The following is a 15,796-nucleotide window of genomic DNA, read 5'->3' as shown; positions in this document are numbered from 1 at the left end:
ATCGCCCGAGGCTGACATCTGTAGGTGCTGGTGTGGGCTTTAATCCTGGGATGACTGGGGACGAGACGATCGGGTCGGCCACCGCCCGCCGGCTGACCGCCGAACTGGCCCGCCTGCAGCGCGAGGGCCGGTACCCGAGCCTGGTGGCCGGGGTCACCCGGGGCGGTCGGCTTCTCTGGAGCGGCGGCCGGGGAACGGTGGACGGGGCGGTGCCCGGTTCCGGCACGCAGTACCGGATCGGGTCGATCACCAAGACCATGACGGCGGTGGCGGTACTCCGGCTGCGCGACGAGAAGCTGCTCACGCTGGACGACCCGATCGGTGACCATCTGCCCGAGGTGCCCTTCGGGGAGCGGACGATCGGGCAGTTGCTCGCCCACGAGGCCGGGCTGCGGGCCGAGCTGCCGGGCGAGTGGTGGGAGCGGGTGGCCGGGGTCGCGTGGGCGGAGTTCGTGGACCGGCTGCGCCGTGAGGACGTGCTGTTCTCGGCCGGGCGCCAGTTCCACTACTCGAACCTGGGTTACGCCGTGCTGGGCGAACTGGTGGCCCGGCTGCGGGGACGCCCCTGGTGGGACGTCCTGCGCGAGGAGGTCCTGGACCCGCTCGGGATGAGCCGCACGACCTACCACCCCGGCCCGGGCGCGGCTGCGGGATGGGCCGTTCACCCGTGGGCCGACCTGGTTCTGCCGGAACCCGCCCACGACACCGGCGTGGGCGCCCCCGCCGGTCAGTTGTGGTCCACGGTGGAGGATCTGGGACGCTGGGCCGGGCTGCTGCTGGGCGACCAGGCGTCCGGTGTGGTGGACGCCCGGACCCTCTCCGAGATGATCCGGCCGACCGGGGTGGACGTCGGTGGCGGCCGCCGGGGATTCGGGTTGGGCCTGTTCAACTTCGGGCGGCCGGACGGGGCCGTGGTCGGGCACGGCGGCTCGATGCCCGGCTTCGTGGCCGCCCTGTTCGTCGAGCCGGCCCAGCAGACCGGCGTCGTGGTCCTCGGCAACGCCACGACCGGTGACAGCACCGGCACGCTGGCGATGACGCTGCTCGACGTGATGCGCGAGCACGAGCCCTGGGCCGGGCCGGTCTGGGCGCCGCTGTCACAGGTCGACGAGGAGGCCCTGGCTCTGGTGGGGCCCTGGTACTGGGGTTCCAGCGCGATGGCGGTGCGGCTCAGCAGCGCCGGTCTCGAACTCGTCGTGCTGGGGCGCAGCGGGCGCTCCGGGCTGTTCCGGCGCGACGACGACGGGTTCTGGGTGGGGCAGGACGGGTATCACGAGGGGGAGCGGCTGCGCCCGGTGCGCGACGCCGAAGGCCGGGTGACCGCCCTCGACATCGGCACCTTCGTGTTCACCCGTGAGCCCTACGAGGCGGGCGGGCCGATCCCGGGCGGGGTCGATCCGGGCGGCTGGCGCAACGGCCTCTAGTCCTCGAGCACGCGCCAGCCGTGCGCCTCGACCTCGACCCGCCGCCGGACCGGCCGGTCGAGGTCGAAGGTGTAGGGCTGGTCCGAAAGGTTCAGCAGGACGACGAGTCCGGGACCGCCGTCCGGGTTCACCGCCTCGTAGGCCAGCGTCTCGTTGGCCAGGTGCAGCTGGCGGAACCCGGCGCGGACCAGCCAGGCGTGCCGCCGGCGCAGGCCGATCAGCTCCTGGTGCAGCCGGTACACCGGGCGGCCGAGCTCGGACAGTTCGGCCGGGGTGGCAGGGAACTCGGGCCGGATCTCCGCGTCCCCGTCGGCCCGCTCGTACTTCACACCGCGGAAGGCCTGCTCGTCACCGGCGAAGATGCTGGGCACCCCGGCCACGGTGAACAGCACGGCCAGGACGTGGCCCAGATGACGCGGGTCTTCCAGACGGCTGGCGATGCGGGTGACGTCGTGATTGCCGGCGAAGATCTGGGGCGTGAAGCGGGCCGCGAACTCGCCGTGACGCTCCAGGGCCCAGGCCAGTTCCCAGAGGTTGGCGTCGTTCAGGCTGCTCCACAACGCCTTCCAGAGCTCGTACTGGGTGACCGAGTCGAGCTCGGCGTCGGCGGCGATCTGCGCGTAGTCGCCGTGGATCACCTCTCCGAGGAACCAGGCCTGCGGGTGCGAGGTGCGGACCTCGCTGATCACGGCCCGCCAGAACGAGGTGGGCACCGCGTAGGCCGCGTCCAGACGCCAGCCGTTGGCGCCCCGGTCGAGCCAGAACCGCATCACGTCGGCCACGTACCGCTGCACGTCCGGGTTCTCGTGGTTGAGCGCCACCAGGTGGGAGTGGCCCTCGAAGTCGCGGTAGGCGAAACCGTCCGGGGCGTCGGTGGCGGTCAGGTCGAGGTGGAACCAGTCGCGGTACTGCGAGTCGCCGCGGTGCTCGAGAACGTCGCGGAACTGCGGGAAGTCGCGGCCGACATGGTTGAAGACCCCGTCCAGCAGCAGCATCACGCCCCGCTCGCGGCAGTCCCCGACCAGCCTCTCCCAGTCCTGCAGCTGCCCGAGCCGCGGGTCGATCCGGAAGTGGTCGACCGTGTCGTAGCCGTGCGTCTGGCTGGCGAAGACCGGCCCGAGCAGCAGGCCGTTGGCGCCCAGGTCGATCAGGTAGTCGAGCCAGGGGGTGATCCGGGCCAGCCCGGGCCCCGGCTCGCCAGTGGCGGTCGACGGGGCGCCGGTGAAGGTGAGGGGGTGGAGCTGCCACCAGATGACGTGGTCCGACCAGGCTGTCACCTGAGTCAGGGTATGTGACGGGGTGCCGGGGTCGGCGGGGGATAGACGATCGGCTCGGTGTCACGCGGAGCGGGCACTGCGTAGAGGGGAGCCGGCTCGCCCTTGTCCCTGGGCCCGGCGAAGCGCCGCATCCGCTTGTTCTCGTACATCGCCTGGTCGGCGCGCATCAGCAGGTCCTCCGGATCGCTGTCCGGGCTCTGCGTGAACGCCAGCCCGATGCTGGCCCCGACCTCCACCTGCAGGCGGTCGCCGAAGTAGGACGCCGTCTCGGTCAGCGCCCCGGAGACCTGCCCGGCCAGTTCCTGCACCGCCTCCAGCGAGGGGCTGGGGGCCAGCACCACGAACTCGTCACCGCCGACCCGGGCCGCGTACGCGTCCAGCGGGACCGCGCCGACCAGAGCGGTGGCCATCCGGCAGAGCAGGTCGTCGCCGGCCGGGCGGCCGAGCCGCTCGTTGACGGCCCGGAAGTTGTCCAGGTCGATCATCAGCACGCCCAGGCCGGAGCCGGGCGCCCGCAGCGCCCCGATCTCCTCGGTCAGCTGCTCCTTCATGGCCAGCCGGTTGCCCAGCCCGGTGAGCGAGTCGGTCTGGGTCTGGCGCACCCGCCACTGCTCGTGGGCCTGCCGGGCGGTCACGTCGCGCATCTGCACCAGGATGTGCTCCGGGCGGTCCTGGTCGTCCCGGGTCAGGGTGACCACGAGGTGGATGAAGATGTGCCCGGTGCCCACCGGCATCCGGGTGGTGTGCTCCAGCGTGTCGTTGGCGAAGGTGCCGGCGGGTTCGGAGACCAGCAGGGCGATGTCCTGGATCAGGGACTGGTGCCGCGCCTGCTGGGCGGGATCCCCCGGGTGGGCCGGGGCGTCGGTCAGCTGCCGGCGGTTGGGGGTGGACTGCGGAGTGGCTCCGGGGCCCCCGAGCACGTCGGCCAGCGTGAGCCCGACCAGTTCGGGCCGCCCGGTGAGGGTCTTGGCGGCGGGGTTCACCCGCACGATGCGTCCGGCCTCGGGCCCGGAGACGGCGAGCACCGCGATGCCGTCGGAAGCGTGGTGGAAGGCCGCCGCGAACAGCTCCTCGGCCGATCGACGGGCCTTCTCGGCCGTCTCGTGGCGGGTCACGTCGCGGGCGAAGACGTGCCGGCCGGGTACGTGGCGGGACGCCCAGATCTGGTAGTCGACCAGCTTCTGGGTGCCGTCCTTGCAGACCAGCGAACCCCGTTCGACCTTCGCGAGGCCCGCGGCGTCGTCGGCCGGACCCTGCGAGAGCCGGCTGGTGATCATCGCCCGGTCCGGTGGCGGCACCAGCAGCTCGACCAGGTCGGCGCCCACCGCCTCGTCCCGCGGCCAGCCGAAGGTCTGCTCGGCCGCGCTGTTCCAGTAGGTGATCCGGCCCTGCTCGTCGCAGGAGTAGAACGGGTCCGGCGTGGTCTCGAGGATCTCGTTGGCGTGCATCGACTGCTGGGCCAGCCGCTCGGTGGCGTGCCGGGCCCGGTCCAGCGCGTCGCCCATCTGCACGATGCCGATCGCGTGGTCGGCCAGGATCCGCAGCATCTTCACCTGGCCGTCGCCGACCGGGTGCGGCTGCTCGTCCCAGGCGCAGAGGGTGCCCACCACGTGGCCGGTCACGGTACGCAGCGGCACCGAGGCGTAGAACCCGATCCGGCCCAGGGTGCCGTCCACCATCGGGCTGCGGGCCAGGTCCGGGACCTGGGAGGCGTCCTCCACGACCAGTTCCTCGCCGGAGCGCACCACCAGGTCGCATGGGATGTCCTCGCGGGGGAACCGGCCCATCGGCTCGCCGACCGAGGCGATCGAGTGCAGCCACTCCTCGTCCACGATGTTGATCGTGGCGTTCGGGCTGTCGCACAGCTCGGCGGCCAGCGAGACCACCTTGCCGATCCCGTCCGAGACCGGCGCCTCGAGCAGGCCCAGCGCGTGCACCGCCTCGACCCGGGTCTGCTCCCGGTGAGCGGCCTCGATCTGCGACCCCCTGCTGCCCGGCTGCCCCACCAGTTCATCCACGCGCTCGGTATCGGCAGATCGGGCTCTCCCCCTGAGCAGAGACCGGACCTGAGTGGACCTGAGTGGATCTGAGTGGACAGGAGTGGACACGGCGGAAACCCGGGGGCAGCGGGGCCCGGCCTCTCGGTAGCATCGGGTCCGCTGCTCTTTCTGCGAGCACATCGACGAGTCTTCGAGGAGTCACCGTGTCAGCCCAGGTCACCGTGTCCGTATCCGGTTCACCGCGGGAGGTCGCCGCGGGAACCACGGCCGCGGACCTGTTCGCCGACGACCGTGCCGTGCTGGTCGCCCGGGTCAACGGCGAGCTGCGCGACCTCACCCACGAGCTGGCCGCCGGCGACGAGGTCGAGCCGGTCACCGCGGCCGACCCGGAGGGTCTGGCCGTGCTCCGCCACTCCGCCGCCCACGTGCTGGCCCAGGCCGTGCAGGAGACCTTCAAGGAGGCCAAGCTCGGGATCGGGCCGCCGATCCGCGACGGCTTCTACTACGACTTCGACGTGGAGAAGCCGTTCACCCCGGAAGACCTGAAGGCCCTCGACAAGGCCATGCAGCGGATCATCAAGGAGGGCCAGACCTTCCGCCGCCGCGTGGTCACCGACGACGAGGCCCGGGCCGAGCTGGCCGATGAGCCGTACAAGCTCGAGCTGATCGGTCTCAAGGGCGGCAACAGCGACGCCGAGGGCGCCGACGTCGAGGTCGGCGCCGGTGAGCTGACCATCTACGACAACCTCAACCGCAAGGGCGAGGTGGCCTGGAAGGACCTGTGCCGGGGGCCGCACGTGCCCAGCACCCGGCTGATCGCCAACGGCTTCCAGCTGATGCGCTCGGCCGCCGCCTACTGGCGCGGCAGCGAGAAGAACCCGCAGCTGCAGCGCATCTACGGCACCGCCTGGGCCACCAAGGACGAGCTGAAGGCCTACCTGGAGCGCCTCGCCGAGGCCGAGCGCCGCGACCACCGCAAGCTCGGCACCGAGCTGGACCTGTTCAGCTTCCCCGACGAGATCGGCTCCGGCCTGGTGGTGTTCCACCCCAAGGGCGGCGTGATCAAGCGGGTGATGGAGGACTACGTCCGGCAGCGGCACATCGAGGAGGGCTTCTCCTACGTCGGCACCCCGCACATCTCCAAGGGCCAGCTGTTCGAGACCTCGGGGCACCTGCCGTACTACGCCGACACCATGTTCCCGCCGATGGACCTGGAGAACAGCCAGTACTACCTCAAGGCGATGAACTGCCCGATGCACAACCTGATCTTCAGGTCGCGCGGGCGGTCCTACCGTGAGCTGCCGCTGCGCCTGTTCGAGTTCGGCTCGGTCTACCGCTACGAGAAGTCCGGCGTGGTGCACGGTCTCACCCGCGTGCGCGGTCTGACCCAGGACGACTCGCACAGCTACGTCACCCCCGAGCAGGCCCCCGACGAGATCCGGCACCTGCTCAAGTTCGTCACCGGTCTGCTCAGCGACTTCGGCCTGAGCGACTACTACCTCGAGCTGTCCACCCGCTCCGACGACCCGGCGAAGAAGGACAAGTTCGTCGGCTCCGACGAGGACTGGGCCAAGGCCACCGAGGTGCTGCGCCAGGTGGCCGAGGAGTCCGGCGCCGAGCTGGTGCCCGACCCGGGCGGCGCCGCGTTCTACGGGCCGAAGATCTCGGTGCAGGCCAAGGACGCGATCGGCCGCACCTGGCAGATGTCCACCATCCAGTACGACTTCAACCAGCCCAAGGGCTTCGGTCTGGAGTTCGCCGCCGCCGACGGCACCCGGCAGCAGCCGGTGATGATCCACTCGGCCAAGTTCGGTTCTCTCGAGCGGTTCTTCGGGGTCCTGGTCGAGCACTACGCCGGCGCCTTCCCTCCCTGGCTGGCCCCGGTCCAGGCGGTCGGCATCCCGGTCACCGACGAGCACGTGCCCTACCTGAACGAGGTCGCGGCGAAGCTGCGCGCGGCCGGCGTGCGGGTGGAGGTCGACGACTCGGACGACCGGATGCCCAAGAAGATCCGCACCCACACCAAGCAGAAGGTGCCCTTCATGCTGATCGTGGGCGACGACGACGTGGCCAAGGGGGCGGTCTCGTTCCGCTTCCGTGACGGCTCGCAGGACAACGGCGTGCCGGTCGAGGCGGCGATCGAGCGGATCACCGAGGCGATCCGCACCCGCGCGCAGGTCTAGAACCACCAAACTGAGGACGTCCGCGGAGCCTCCGCGGACGTCCTCAGTCTTGTCAGTGGTTGCTTTTGCGGACCAGCTTCTCCAGCGGCAGGAAGGCCAGGAGGCAGACCACCAGCGGCAGGAAGTGGATCTTCAGGGTCAGGTACGTGCTCAGGTGGAAGAGCATGAAGCCGAGGATCATCAGGTAACGCAGCCGGCCCCGGGCCACCAGCAGCAGCGGGGAGAGCAGTTCCACGGCGAAGATCAGGAACTGTGACGCGGTCAGGATCCACGGCGGCTCGAGCATCGCCCGGCCCAGACCGGTTCCGCGCCGGGTCATCGCCCAGGCGAAGGTGGATCCGGTGACCCAGTCCCAGCCACCGAAACGGATCTTCGCCACGGTGGACAGGAAGTACGTGGCCACGCAGGCGATCTGGATCGCCAGCAGGGCCCAGCCGGCCGCCTCGGAGCGGGTCCGGCGGTCGTTCGCCCGAGCCGCGCCCACGGTGGGCAGCAGCCAGAGCGCGGCGATCAGCGGGAAGTGGTCGTGGTCGATCTTGCTGTAGGACATCCCCACCGAGACCCAGTCGGTGAACGCCGCCGCCACCAGCAGCCCGGCCGTGAGCGTCAGCCAGGCGGGGATCCGGCGGAACGCGCTGAGGACCATCAGCAGGCAGCCCAGGATCACCAGAACCCGCAACGTGTAGACGTATCCGGGGAACGGGGTGGGCAGGTGCAGGATCTCGCGCAGGTCGATCGGCCGGTAGAGCAGGTCCGAGTTGCGGGAGAGCGCGGGCGGGTCGGCGACCACGAAGAACATGTCGTAGACCACGAACAGGTACACGAACACCCGCAGCACGGCCACCCGGGCCAGGGGGAGTGGCTCGAAGACCCATCTGCGCAGGGCGGATTCGCGGGCGGGGGCCTCGGTGACGGCCGTCTGCGTACTCATTTGCGGCCTTCCTGACCACTCTCACCGGTGTTCTCGCCGGTGTTCTCCTGGCTGTTCTCGGGGGCCCGCAGATCGACCGGGACCTTCGCCGCGTCGGCCGGGGCACCCGACGGCGGCAGTGACTCCGGTACCAGGGTGTTGGCCGGCCAGCCGACGATGGTCTCCTGGCTGGTGCCCACGTCGCGGCCGTTACGCAGCTCGGTGACCTCCTGGCAAAGCCAGAGCTGGGTCAGTTCCGGAGCGTCCGGGTGCCGCTCGGCGTAGTTGGCGGCCAGGGTGGACAGCAACTCCGGCTCGCGCACGAACCGGGTCTGCTGTCCTTCCACCTCGGCCCGGGCGATACCGATGTTGTTGGTGCTCAGCGCCACCCGCTGCAACATGCCCTCGGAGTCGACGGCGGCCAGGAAGGTGGCGCGGATCGCGTCGTTCGTGCCCACCCGGAAGGCGAACTGGCTCATAGGCGCGAACGGCCAGTGTACGTCGTTGCCGAACACCGAACCGTTGGCGATCAGCAGTGTGCCCACGGTGAGGGCCACGGCCCGCCAGGCTCGGCTACGGGTGGAGAGCCGTTTCACCGGCGGCTGTTCGGCTGTACTGGGCACGCCAGTAATCTAGGGCCTATGCCGCAGCCCGATCTCCCGTCTCCCCGTCCCGTGCTGGTCTTCGACGGCGACTGCGGAATCTGCACCAAGCTGGCCGGGGTGGTCACCGGCTACCTGAAGCCTCCGGCGGCGGTGGAACCGTGGCAACGGCTCGACCTGGCCGCCTACGGGCTGAGCGTCGAGGCGTGCGTCGAGGCGCTGCAGTACGTCGACGCCGAGGGCAACGTCTACGCCGCCGAGCTGGCGGTGGCCCGGCTGCTCAAGGCTTCTCGGCCGTGGGCCCGCCCGGCCGGTTACGTGATCGAGCTGCCCGGCGTGCGTCAGCTGGCCGGGGTGATCTACCGCTGGGTGGCCCGGAACCGGCACCGTCTGCCCGGGGGCACGCCGGCCTGCGCAATGCCCCCGGCGGGCCCTCCGAAGGCCTGATCGCTGCCTATGGCAGTGACGCTGCATCGTCCTTGACCCCTCCGGGGCACTGAGTGCCTCATGGTGACCAGGAGATCACCTACGGTCAGGAGGACGCTGTGCTCGGGGTTGACGGTGAGACGCGGGTACGCGATGTCCAGGTCGACGAGTTCCAGGTCCGCAGCAGTGATCTCACGTTCCGGCTGGACGTGGCCATCGACCTGGAGCGCCTGGTCACCGCCGCGCCCGCGCGCTGGGCGGTGAGTGCCCTGGCCGAGCAGCCGCACGACCAGGCCCGGCGCGAGCGGGCGGTGGCGGCCGTGCGGGCCGTGGGCAAGAGCCTGCGGGAGGGGACCAGCCGCTTCGACCTGGCCGTGGTGCGCATCGGCGGTGAGGGCATGCCGGGCGGGCTGCTGGTGCTCTACGGGCAGGAGCCGCGCACGGGGGAGCGGCTGGCCTACATCCTGACTCCGGCCGTGCGGGTCGCCGATCTGCTGGCCGCCGACCGGGGGCAGCTCGCCCGGGAGCTGGTGGACGGCCTGAGCCCGCTCGACGTCAGCGGCACCCTGGAGGGTTCGTGGGAGGTCCGGGTGAAGGACGTCCTGAGCCGCCTCGGGCCCTGGCTCATTTCCGGGGCCGACGAGGTCAGCAGCCTGTCCATCGTGCGGGCCGAGCCGACCCCGGCCCCCTCGACCGGGCGGCACACGCGCGAGCGGCGAGGGCTCGGCCGGGCCCTGGGCCGGCTGGGCCGGGCCGCCGGCGGGGCGCACCAGGTCCGCGCTTAGCGACCGCTCGGCGCACCGCACGTGTGTCGGCCTTGCGACGTACGTCACTCCCCACCTGAATAGGGAGATCGATCGGCGGTTCTAGCTCCTGGACCGTCTTTCAGCCGAACGGGAGGCCCAACGATGGGTGCGGATGTTGTCGTCGCCAGACTGCGTAACTGGGGGCCCGGGCGGGACCAGCAGCTCGACGCGTTGCACGACCTAGTAGCCGGGAAGCTCGCGGGCTCGAAGTACCTGGCCGACTTCGAGGCCGAGGTGCGGACCCCGCGGGGACCGTCCGGCTGGACCCGCGACCGGGTGCAGCACCTCGTGGCCACCGCGATCGCCCGTGACCCGGTCTTCGCCGAGAAGCTGCGCAACCTGCTGTAGCTGCCTCTTTTCCGGCTGTACCGATTCCCTCGTTCGGCGGAACTTGCCGCCTGTGCCCTTGACCCGAGCCGCCTCCGAGCCGCTCGATAGGGAAACAGGTAACGCCTTAACGAGGAGGCACAGTGCTGGGTGCGGACGTTGTCATCGGTGTGCTCGGGTCGCCCGACACGAAACCCGGTCCCACGGCTCAGGAGCTGCACGACCTGGTCGCCGGGAAGCTCTCCGGCGCCAAGGGGACCCGTCGTTACATGGCGGAGTTCGACGCCGAGGCGCACACGCCGGAGGGCCCCTCCGGGTGGGCCCGCGACCGGGTGCAGCACGCCGTGGCCACCGCGATGGCCCGAGACGAGGCGTTCGCCACCAAGGTGCGCTCACTGCTGGAGTCGCTCGGGCTCAAGGGGTAGCTCGTAGGCGGGCCCGGCCTCTGCGCCGGGCCCACCTGGACATCACCTGGTCGCGGTACTCCTCCAGCGGGAGGAAGGCCAGCATCATGATCAGGTGCGGCCAGAACGCGATGGTGATCACCGAGTAGGTGGCCGCGTGGAAGACGAACCAGGCCGCCACCATCCGGCGCCGCCACTTCTCCCCGACGAAGAAGATCACCGGGGACAGCATCTCGGCGCTGAACAGCACCCACTGGAAGGCGTGCAGGCTCCACGGGATGTGCAGCAGCCAGTCGCCCAGGAAGGTGCCGCGCCGGATCACCGCCCGGGTGATCGTGGCCGAGTTCACCCAGTCCCAGCCGCCGAAGCGGACCTTCGCCCAGGCCGACAGGAAGTAGGTGGCGATGGCCGCGAGCTGCATCGCCCGGAACGCGAAGCCGGCGCTCTCGCTGCGCCGGTGGTCGGTGGCGGCGGCCAGCCCGATCAGCGGCAGCACGGCCAGGGCGACCACGAAGTCGCCGCGGTCGTGGTCGACCTTGCCGTAGGCGAAGGCCACGTACTGGTACCAGATCCAGCCCACCGCCACGAGCAGCCCGGTGAGCCGGGGGAACCGGCCGGTCAGGGCGAGGGCGGCGACGGCCACCGTGCCCCACTTCAGGATCATCACCTGGGCCACGTCCGCGGCCGGGATGTTCAGCCACTCGCCCATGATCAGCGGCTGGTACCAGACCGGGTCGGCCCAGCCGTGCCGGAAGCCGGAGGTGTGCAGGAGCAGCACGTCGACGATGACGAACGCGTAGACGAAGCGGCGGAACAGGGCCACCCGGGCCAGCGGGACCGGGGTGAACAGCCACGCGCTCAGCCGGTTCACTGCGCGTCCCCGGTGATGATGCGGGGCGCGTCGTCCTCGGCCGTGCGGGCCGATTCCGGCCAGACCGCCAGGGTGGTGTCGCGGGTCTCACCGGTGCGCCGGCCGTTCTCCAGCAGCACGTCGCTGCGCACGATCCGGATCGCCGTCCAGCGCGGGGCGTCCGGCTGCAGTTCGGCGTGGCTCTCGAGCAGGGTGCCCAGGACCGAGGGGTCCTGCTGGATCAGCGGCATCCGGCCCTCCACCTCGGCCCGGTTCAGGCCCACGGTGTCGGGGTGCAGGGAGGCCGGCTGCCACGGGCCGGAGCCGTTCTCCTGGATCTCGATGCGGGTGGAGCCGACCGGACCGGAGGGGGCGGTGGAGGTGGAGTACATCTTCCACGGGGCGAAGGGCCACCAGGCGTCGGTGCCGACGAAGGTGCCGCCCAGGAAGAGCGCACTGACCACGGCCAGGGTGGTCGCCAGCAGGGCCTTGGCCGGCCGGCCGAGCCGGATCACCTCGGGCTCGGGACCAGGCGTGGGTTGCGTCGTTCTCGGCCCGTTCACCGGGTAAGAGTAGCCAGCGGGCCGAAGCCCTAGACTCCGGCAGGTGAGCAACGGGTACGAGGTCTCGGACACGATGGGCGGCGAGCCGGACGGGTTCGAGCGGCTCTGGACGCCGCACCGCATGGTCTACATCAGCGGTGAGGAGAAGCCGAAGACGTCGGCGCCGGGGGAGGACTGCCCGTTCTGCCGCGCCCCGCAGGTCTCCGACGAGGAGAGCCTGGTCGTGGCCCGCGGTGAGCACGCCTTCGCCGTGCTCAACCTGTTCCCGTACAACCCCGGTCACGTCCTGGTCTGCCCCTACCGGCACGTGGCCGACTACACCGACCTCACCGAGGCGGAGACCGTCGAGGTCGCCACCATGACCCAGCGCGCGATGACGGTGATCCGCGCGGTCTCCGCCCCGCACGGATTCAACCTGGGCATGAACCAGGGGGCCGTGGCCGGCGCCGGGATCGCCGCCCACCTGCACCAGCACGTGGTGCCGCGCTGGGGCGGCGACGCCAACTTCCTGCCGGTGATCGCCCGCACCAAGGCCCTGCCCGAGCTGCTGGCCGACACCCGCCGGAAGCTGGCCGACGCCTGGTTCGCCTGAACCGTTACCGTTCGAGACTCCTGAGCGACATCTGGGCCTCTCCGGCGTCGGTAGAGTGATCTCACCATGCTCAACCGATTCGCGAAGGCTCTCTTCACCCGCATCTTCACGCCCGTCGCCCGGCTGCTGCTGAGCTGGGGCGTCAGCCCCGACGTGGTCACCCTGGTCGGCACCGTCGGCGTGTGCTTCGGCGCCCTGGCCTTCTTCCCCCGTGGCCAGCTGTTCTGGGGCGTGATGGTCGTGACGGCCTTCGTGTTCTCGGACCTGATCGACGGCACGATGGCCCGGATGTCCGGCCGCTCCTCGGTCTGGGGCGCCTACCTCGACTCCACGCTCGACCGCTTCGGCGACGCGGCGGTGTTCGGCGGTCTGGTGCTCTGCTACGCCGGCCCGAAGGACAACGACGTCATGATGGTTCTGTCGCTGGCCTGTCTGGTGCTCGGCTTCCTGGTGTCCTACGCCCGGGCCCGCGCCGAGGGGCTGGGCATGCAGGCCAACGTGGGCGTCGCCGAACGTTCCGAGCGGCTGGTGTTCACCCTGGTCGCCGCCGGGTTCGTCGGCATCGGGGTCACTCACTACCTGCTCATGGGCGTGCTGATCCTGCTGGTGGTGGGCAGCACGATCACCATCTTCCAGCGGATCATGATGGTGCGGCGCCAGGCCCTGGCCCGCGAGGTCGCCGGCACCGAAGCGGTCTGACCATGTGGGAACGGCTGATCGCCGGTGCCTACCTGTACGCCTGGCGGGTGGTGCGGCTGCTGCCCGAACGCCTGGCCTACACGCTGTTCCGGCTGATCGCCGACTTCGTCTGGTGGCGGAACGGCGCCGCCGTGCAGCGGCTCGCCACCAACCTCGCGCGGGCCGTGCCCGACGCCGGGCCGGCCGAGCTGCGCCGGCTCACCCGGCGGGGGATGCGCTCGTACATGCGCTACTGGTGCGACGCCTTCCTGCTGCCCGGCTGGGACGGCGACCGGCTGGCCCGGACCTGTCGGGTCGACGACCCGGAACTGCTGGCCCGGGTGTTCGAGGGCGACCGCGGGGTGGTCGCCGCCCTGGCCCACCAGGGCAACTGGGACCACGCCGGGGCCTGGGCCGGGGTGCACCTGCGCCAGGTCACCACGGTGGCCGAACGGCTCAAGCCCGAGGCGGTCTACCAGGAGTTCCTCAACTACCGCCGGAGCATCGGCATCGAGATCTTCCCGCTCGGCGAGCCCGGCCTGGCCGCGCAGCTGGTGCGCAAGGTGCACGCCGGGGCGTTCGTGCCGCTGCTGGCCGACCGTGACCTGAGCGGCAACGGGGTGCCGGTCACCTTCCTGGGCGAGGCCTCGCGGATGGCGCCCGGCCCGGCCGCGATCGCGCTGGCCGCCAAGGCCCCGCTGATGCCGGTGAACACCTACTACGAGCAACTGCCGGGCGGCGGACACGGCCTGGTGCTGCAGCTGCACGAGCCGGTGCCGGTCCCGGCCACCGGGACCAAGGCCGAGAAGATCGCCGCCATGACCCAGAGCTGCGCCGACGCCCTGTCCGAAGGGCTGCGGCAGCACCCGGAGGACTGGCACATGATGCAGGTGGTGTTCGACGCCGACCTGGATCCCGACCGCGACCCGAACCGGCGTGCGCCGTGAGGATCGGCATGGTCTCGCCGTACTCCTTCCACGTGCCCGGCGGCGTCCAGTTCCACATCCGCGACGTGGCCGAGCACCTTCTCGGCCAGGGGCACCACGTCAGCGTGCTGGCCCCCTCCGACGACGAGACCCCGCTCCCGTCGTACATCGCCTCCGCCGGGCGCGCGGTCCCGTTGCCCTACAACGGGTCGGTGGCCCGGATCAGCTTCGGCCCGGTGGCCTCGGCGCGGGTGAAGCGCTGGCTGGCGGAGAACGACTTCGACGTGCTGCACGTGCACGAGCCGTCCAGCCCGTCCCTGTCGATGCTGGCGATGTGGGCCGCCACCGGGCCGATCGTGGCCACCTTCCACACCTCCAACCCGCGCTCGCGGGCGATGCAGGCGGCCTATCCGCTGCTGCGCCCGGGGTTCGAGAAGCTGTCGGCCCGGATCGCGGTCTCCGAAGATGCGCGGCGCACGGTCGTCGACCACGTCGGTGGCGACGCGGTGGTGATCCCGAACGGGGTGTTCGTCGACCGGTTCGCAACCGCCCAACCCCGCCCCGAGTGGCAGGGGAGCGAAAAGCGTCCCACGTTGGCTTTTCTCGGACGCCTGGACGAACCCCGTAAGGGGCTGCAGATCCTCACTGCTGCCCTGCCGAGCGTCCTTAGTTCCTATCCAGGAGCGCGTTTGCTCGTTCTGGGGCGCGGGGAGGCGGAAGAGGCGCTGCAGGTGCTCGCCGATCAGCCGGCGGCCCGGGAATCGATCGAGTTCCTCGGCGCTCTCGACGACGAGGCCAAGGCGTCGTTGCTGCGCTCGGTCGATGCGTACGTCGCCCCGCACATCGGGGGCGAGAGTTTCGGCATCGTGCTCGTAGAGGCAATGAGCGCGGGGGCGCCGGTGATCGCCAGTGATCTGGGGGCGTTCCGGCGGGTGCTCGAAGAGGGTGACCTAGGTCTGCTCATCCGTACGGGAGATCCGGCCGCGCTGGCCGCCGGGATCATTTCGCTTTTGGACGATCGGGCGGGCGCCCGGGAACGCGCGGCTCGCGCTTCGGTCGCGGTGCGTAGGTATGACTGGCCCCGGGTGGCTGCTCAGATCTTCGACGTGTACGAGACGGTGACGATCGGCGCCGACCGGGTGGGGGAGGACCCGCGGACGGGACTGCTCGCCCGCTGGCGCCCCACGGTCAGCTGATGTCCAACGCTGTTGGTTGGCTCGACGGAGCCTGGGGCGTCGTCGTCCTGAGTGTCCTGGTCCTGCTCGTGGTCGGCTGGTACCTGTCCTACCTGGCCGCGCGGCTGGACCGGCTGCACCACCGGGTCGAGACGTCGCGGGCCGCCCTGGAGACGAGACTGGCCCGGCGGGCGGCGGTGGCACTGGAGGTGTCGCGGGCGCTTGGACCGCCTGAGGGCGAACGGTTGCGACTGGCGGCTTCCCGGATGGTCCGCGCGCCGGATGCGCCGGTGTCCGAGGCGGGGGAGAACCTGCTGGCCCGCGCACTGCATCAGGCCTTCCCAGACGCCGATCGGGTGAATCGGCTGCGGGCCGACCCGGCCACCGGCGAACTCCTGGACGAGCTGGTCCTGGCCGGGGAACGGGTGCGGATGGCCCGCCGGTTCCACAACGACGCGGTCTCGCACGCCCAGCGGATGCGGCGCAAACGCGTGGTGCGCTGGGCGAAGCTGGCCGGGACGGCGCAGATGCCGCAGATGGTGGAGATCGACGACTCCTCGCCCGACGGCCTGGCCTGAGGTCTTCCGGGGCAGTCCAGTGCGGTGCGATTGGCCCGAGAGGAAAGCCGGAGGGCGGCCTAACCTGTCGCCCGG

At 71.0% G+C, this 15,796-nt stretch carries 17 protein-coding genes; 11 read left to right on the top strand and 6 right to left on the bottom strand.

The window, feature by feature from the left end; genetic code table 11:
• The first annotated feature begins 50 nt into the window (after nucleotides 1-50).
• Nucleotides 51-1,424 (top strand): serine hydrolase domain-containing protein, encoded by a 1,374-nt coding sequence (locus tag QSK18_RS21570; protein ID WP_285622407.1) that lies wholly within the window; start codon nucleotides 51-53, stop codon nucleotides 1,422-1,424.
• Here QSK18_RS21570 and QSK18_RS21565 read toward each other — a convergent pair.
• Together QSK18_RS21565 and QSK18_RS21560 are read right to left on the bottom strand one after the other, a co-directional pair.
• Entirely contained in the window at nucleotides 1,421-2,701 is a 1,281-nt protein-coding gene (locus QSK18_RS21565) for an alpha-amylase family glycosyl hydrolase (protein WP_285622404.1), read from the bottom strand. The genes QSK18_RS21570 and QSK18_RS21565 overlap by 4 nt on opposite strands.
• A 5-nt stretch (nucleotides 2,702-2,706) precedes the next feature.
• Nucleotides 2,707-4,719 carry a sensor domain-containing diguanylate cyclase gene (locus tag QSK18_RS21560; RefSeq protein ID WP_285622401.1) on the bottom strand — a complete coding sequence of 671 codons (2,013 nt, stop codon included), beginning with the start codon at nucleotides 4,717-4,719 and terminating at the stop codon, nucleotides 2,707-2,709.
• Between the two features lie 185 nt (nucleotides 4,720-4,904).
• On the opposite strand from QSK18_RS21560, the gene thrS reads away from it, so the two are divergent.
• On the top strand, nucleotides 4,905-6,884 hold the full coding sequence (gene thrS / locus QSK18_RS21555) for a threonine--tRNA ligase (RefSeq protein ID WP_232814510.1): 1,980 nt from the start codon (nucleotides 4,905-4,907) through the stop codon (nucleotides 6,882-6,884).
• Nucleotides 6,885-6,936: 52 nt separating this feature from the next.
• Here the strand turns inward: thrS and QSK18_RS21550 are convergent, their stop codons facing one another.
• Both QSK18_RS21550 and QSK18_RS21545 read right to left on the bottom strand, forming a co-directional pair.
• Nucleotides 6,937-7,815, bottom strand: coding sequence for an HTTM domain-containing protein (locus QSK18_RS21550; protein ID WP_232814511.1), 879 nt, complete (start codon nucleotides 7,813-7,815; stop codon nucleotides 6,937-6,939).
• On the bottom strand, nucleotides 7,812-8,417 hold the full coding sequence (locus tag QSK18_RS21545; protein WP_232814512.1) for a hypothetical protein: 606 nt from the start codon (nucleotides 8,415-8,417) through the stop codon (nucleotides 7,812-7,814). The genes QSK18_RS21550 and QSK18_RS21545 overlap by 4 nt, the downstream gene beginning before the upstream one ends.
• An 18-nt stretch (nucleotides 8,418-8,435) precedes the next feature.
• Between QSK18_RS21545 and QSK18_RS21540 the strand changes: the two genes are divergently transcribed.
• From QSK18_RS21540 to QSK18_RS21525, 4 genes are all read left to right on the top strand, one after another.
• Nucleotides 8,436-8,843, top strand: coding sequence for a thiol-disulfide oxidoreductase DCC family protein (locus QSK18_RS21540; RefSeq protein WP_232814513.1), 408 nt, complete (start codon nucleotides 8,436-8,438; stop codon nucleotides 8,841-8,843).
• Between the two features lie 53 nt (nucleotides 8,844-8,896).
• Nucleotides 8,897-9,607, top strand: a complete 711-nt coding sequence (locus QSK18_RS21535) for a hypothetical protein (RefSeq protein ID WP_285622384.1) — start codon at nucleotides 8,897-8,899, stop codon at nucleotides 9,605-9,607.
• Between the two features lie 123 nt (nucleotides 9,608-9,730).
• On the top strand, nucleotides 9,731-9,976 hold the full coding sequence (locus tag QSK18_RS21530; protein ID WP_232814515.1) for a hypothetical protein: 246 nt from the start codon (nucleotides 9,731-9,733) through the stop codon (nucleotides 9,974-9,976).
• Nucleotides 9,977-10,098: 122 nt separating this feature from the next.
• On the top strand, nucleotides 10,099-10,380 hold the full coding sequence (locus QSK18_RS21525; RefSeq protein WP_232814516.1) for a hypothetical protein: 282 nt from the start codon (nucleotides 10,099-10,101) through the stop codon (nucleotides 10,378-10,380).
• Here the strand turns inward: QSK18_RS21525 and QSK18_RS21520 are convergent.
• Nucleotides 10,370-11,230, bottom strand: a complete 861-nt coding sequence (locus tag QSK18_RS21520) for a hypothetical protein (RefSeq protein WP_285622381.1) — start codon at nucleotides 11,228-11,230, stop codon at nucleotides 10,370-10,372. The two genes, QSK18_RS21525 and QSK18_RS21520, sit on opposite strands and share 11 nt — an antisense overlap.
• The gene (locus QSK18_RS21515) at nucleotides 11,227-11,772 is read right to left on the bottom strand and encodes a hypothetical protein (RefSeq protein WP_232814518.1); all 546 of its coding nucleotides are present in this window, start codon (nucleotides 11,770-11,772) and stop codon (nucleotides 11,227-11,229) included. Before QSK18_RS21515 ends, QSK18_RS21520 begins: the two co-directional genes overlap by 4 nt.
• Before the next feature lie 73 nt (nucleotides 11,773-11,845).
• Between QSK18_RS21515 and QSK18_RS21510 the strand changes: the two genes are divergently transcribed.
• From QSK18_RS21510 to QSK18_RS21490, 5 genes are all read left to right on the top strand, one after another.
• A complete protein-coding gene (locus QSK18_RS21510) occupies nucleotides 11,846-12,364 on the top strand; it encodes an HIT family protein (RefSeq protein WP_269811145.1) in 519 nt (172 codons plus the stop codon).
• A gap of 66 nt (nucleotides 12,365-12,430) precedes the next feature.
• The gene (gene pgsA / locus QSK18_RS21505) at nucleotides 12,431-13,063 is read left to right on the top strand and encodes a phosphatidylinositol phosphate synthase (protein ID WP_285622374.1); all 633 of its coding nucleotides are present in this window, start codon (nucleotides 12,431-12,433) and stop codon (nucleotides 13,061-13,063) included.
• Nucleotides 13,064-13,065: 2 nt separating this feature from the next.
• Nucleotides 13,066-13,989, top strand: coding sequence for a phosphatidylinositol mannoside acyltransferase (locus tag QSK18_RS21500; protein WP_285622370.1), 924 nt, complete (start codon nucleotides 13,066-13,068; stop codon nucleotides 13,987-13,989).
• Complete coding sequence (locus QSK18_RS21495; RefSeq protein ID WP_352396603.1) at nucleotides 13,986-15,164, top strand: glycosyltransferase family 4 protein; 1,179 nt, start codon at nucleotides 13,986-13,988, stop codon at nucleotides 15,162-15,164. Before QSK18_RS21500 ends, QSK18_RS21495 begins: the two co-directional genes overlap by 4 nt.
• Nucleotides 15,164-15,721, top strand: a complete 558-nt coding sequence (locus tag QSK18_RS21490; RefSeq protein ID WP_285622364.1) for a hypothetical protein — start codon at nucleotides 15,164-15,166, stop codon at nucleotides 15,719-15,721. The genes QSK18_RS21495 and QSK18_RS21490 overlap by 1 nt, the downstream gene beginning before the upstream one ends.
• The last annotated feature ends 75 nt before the right edge of the window (nucleotides 15,722-15,796 follow it).

This window comes from Kineosporia sp. NBRC 101677 (genome assembly GCF_030269265.1).
Classification (GTDB): Bacteria; Actinomycetota; Actinomycetes; order Actinomycetales; family Kineosporiaceae; genus Kineosporia; species Kineosporia rhizophila.
Note: the sequence above shows the minus strand (reverse complement) of the source record. Positions and strands in the feature narration are given on the sequence as shown.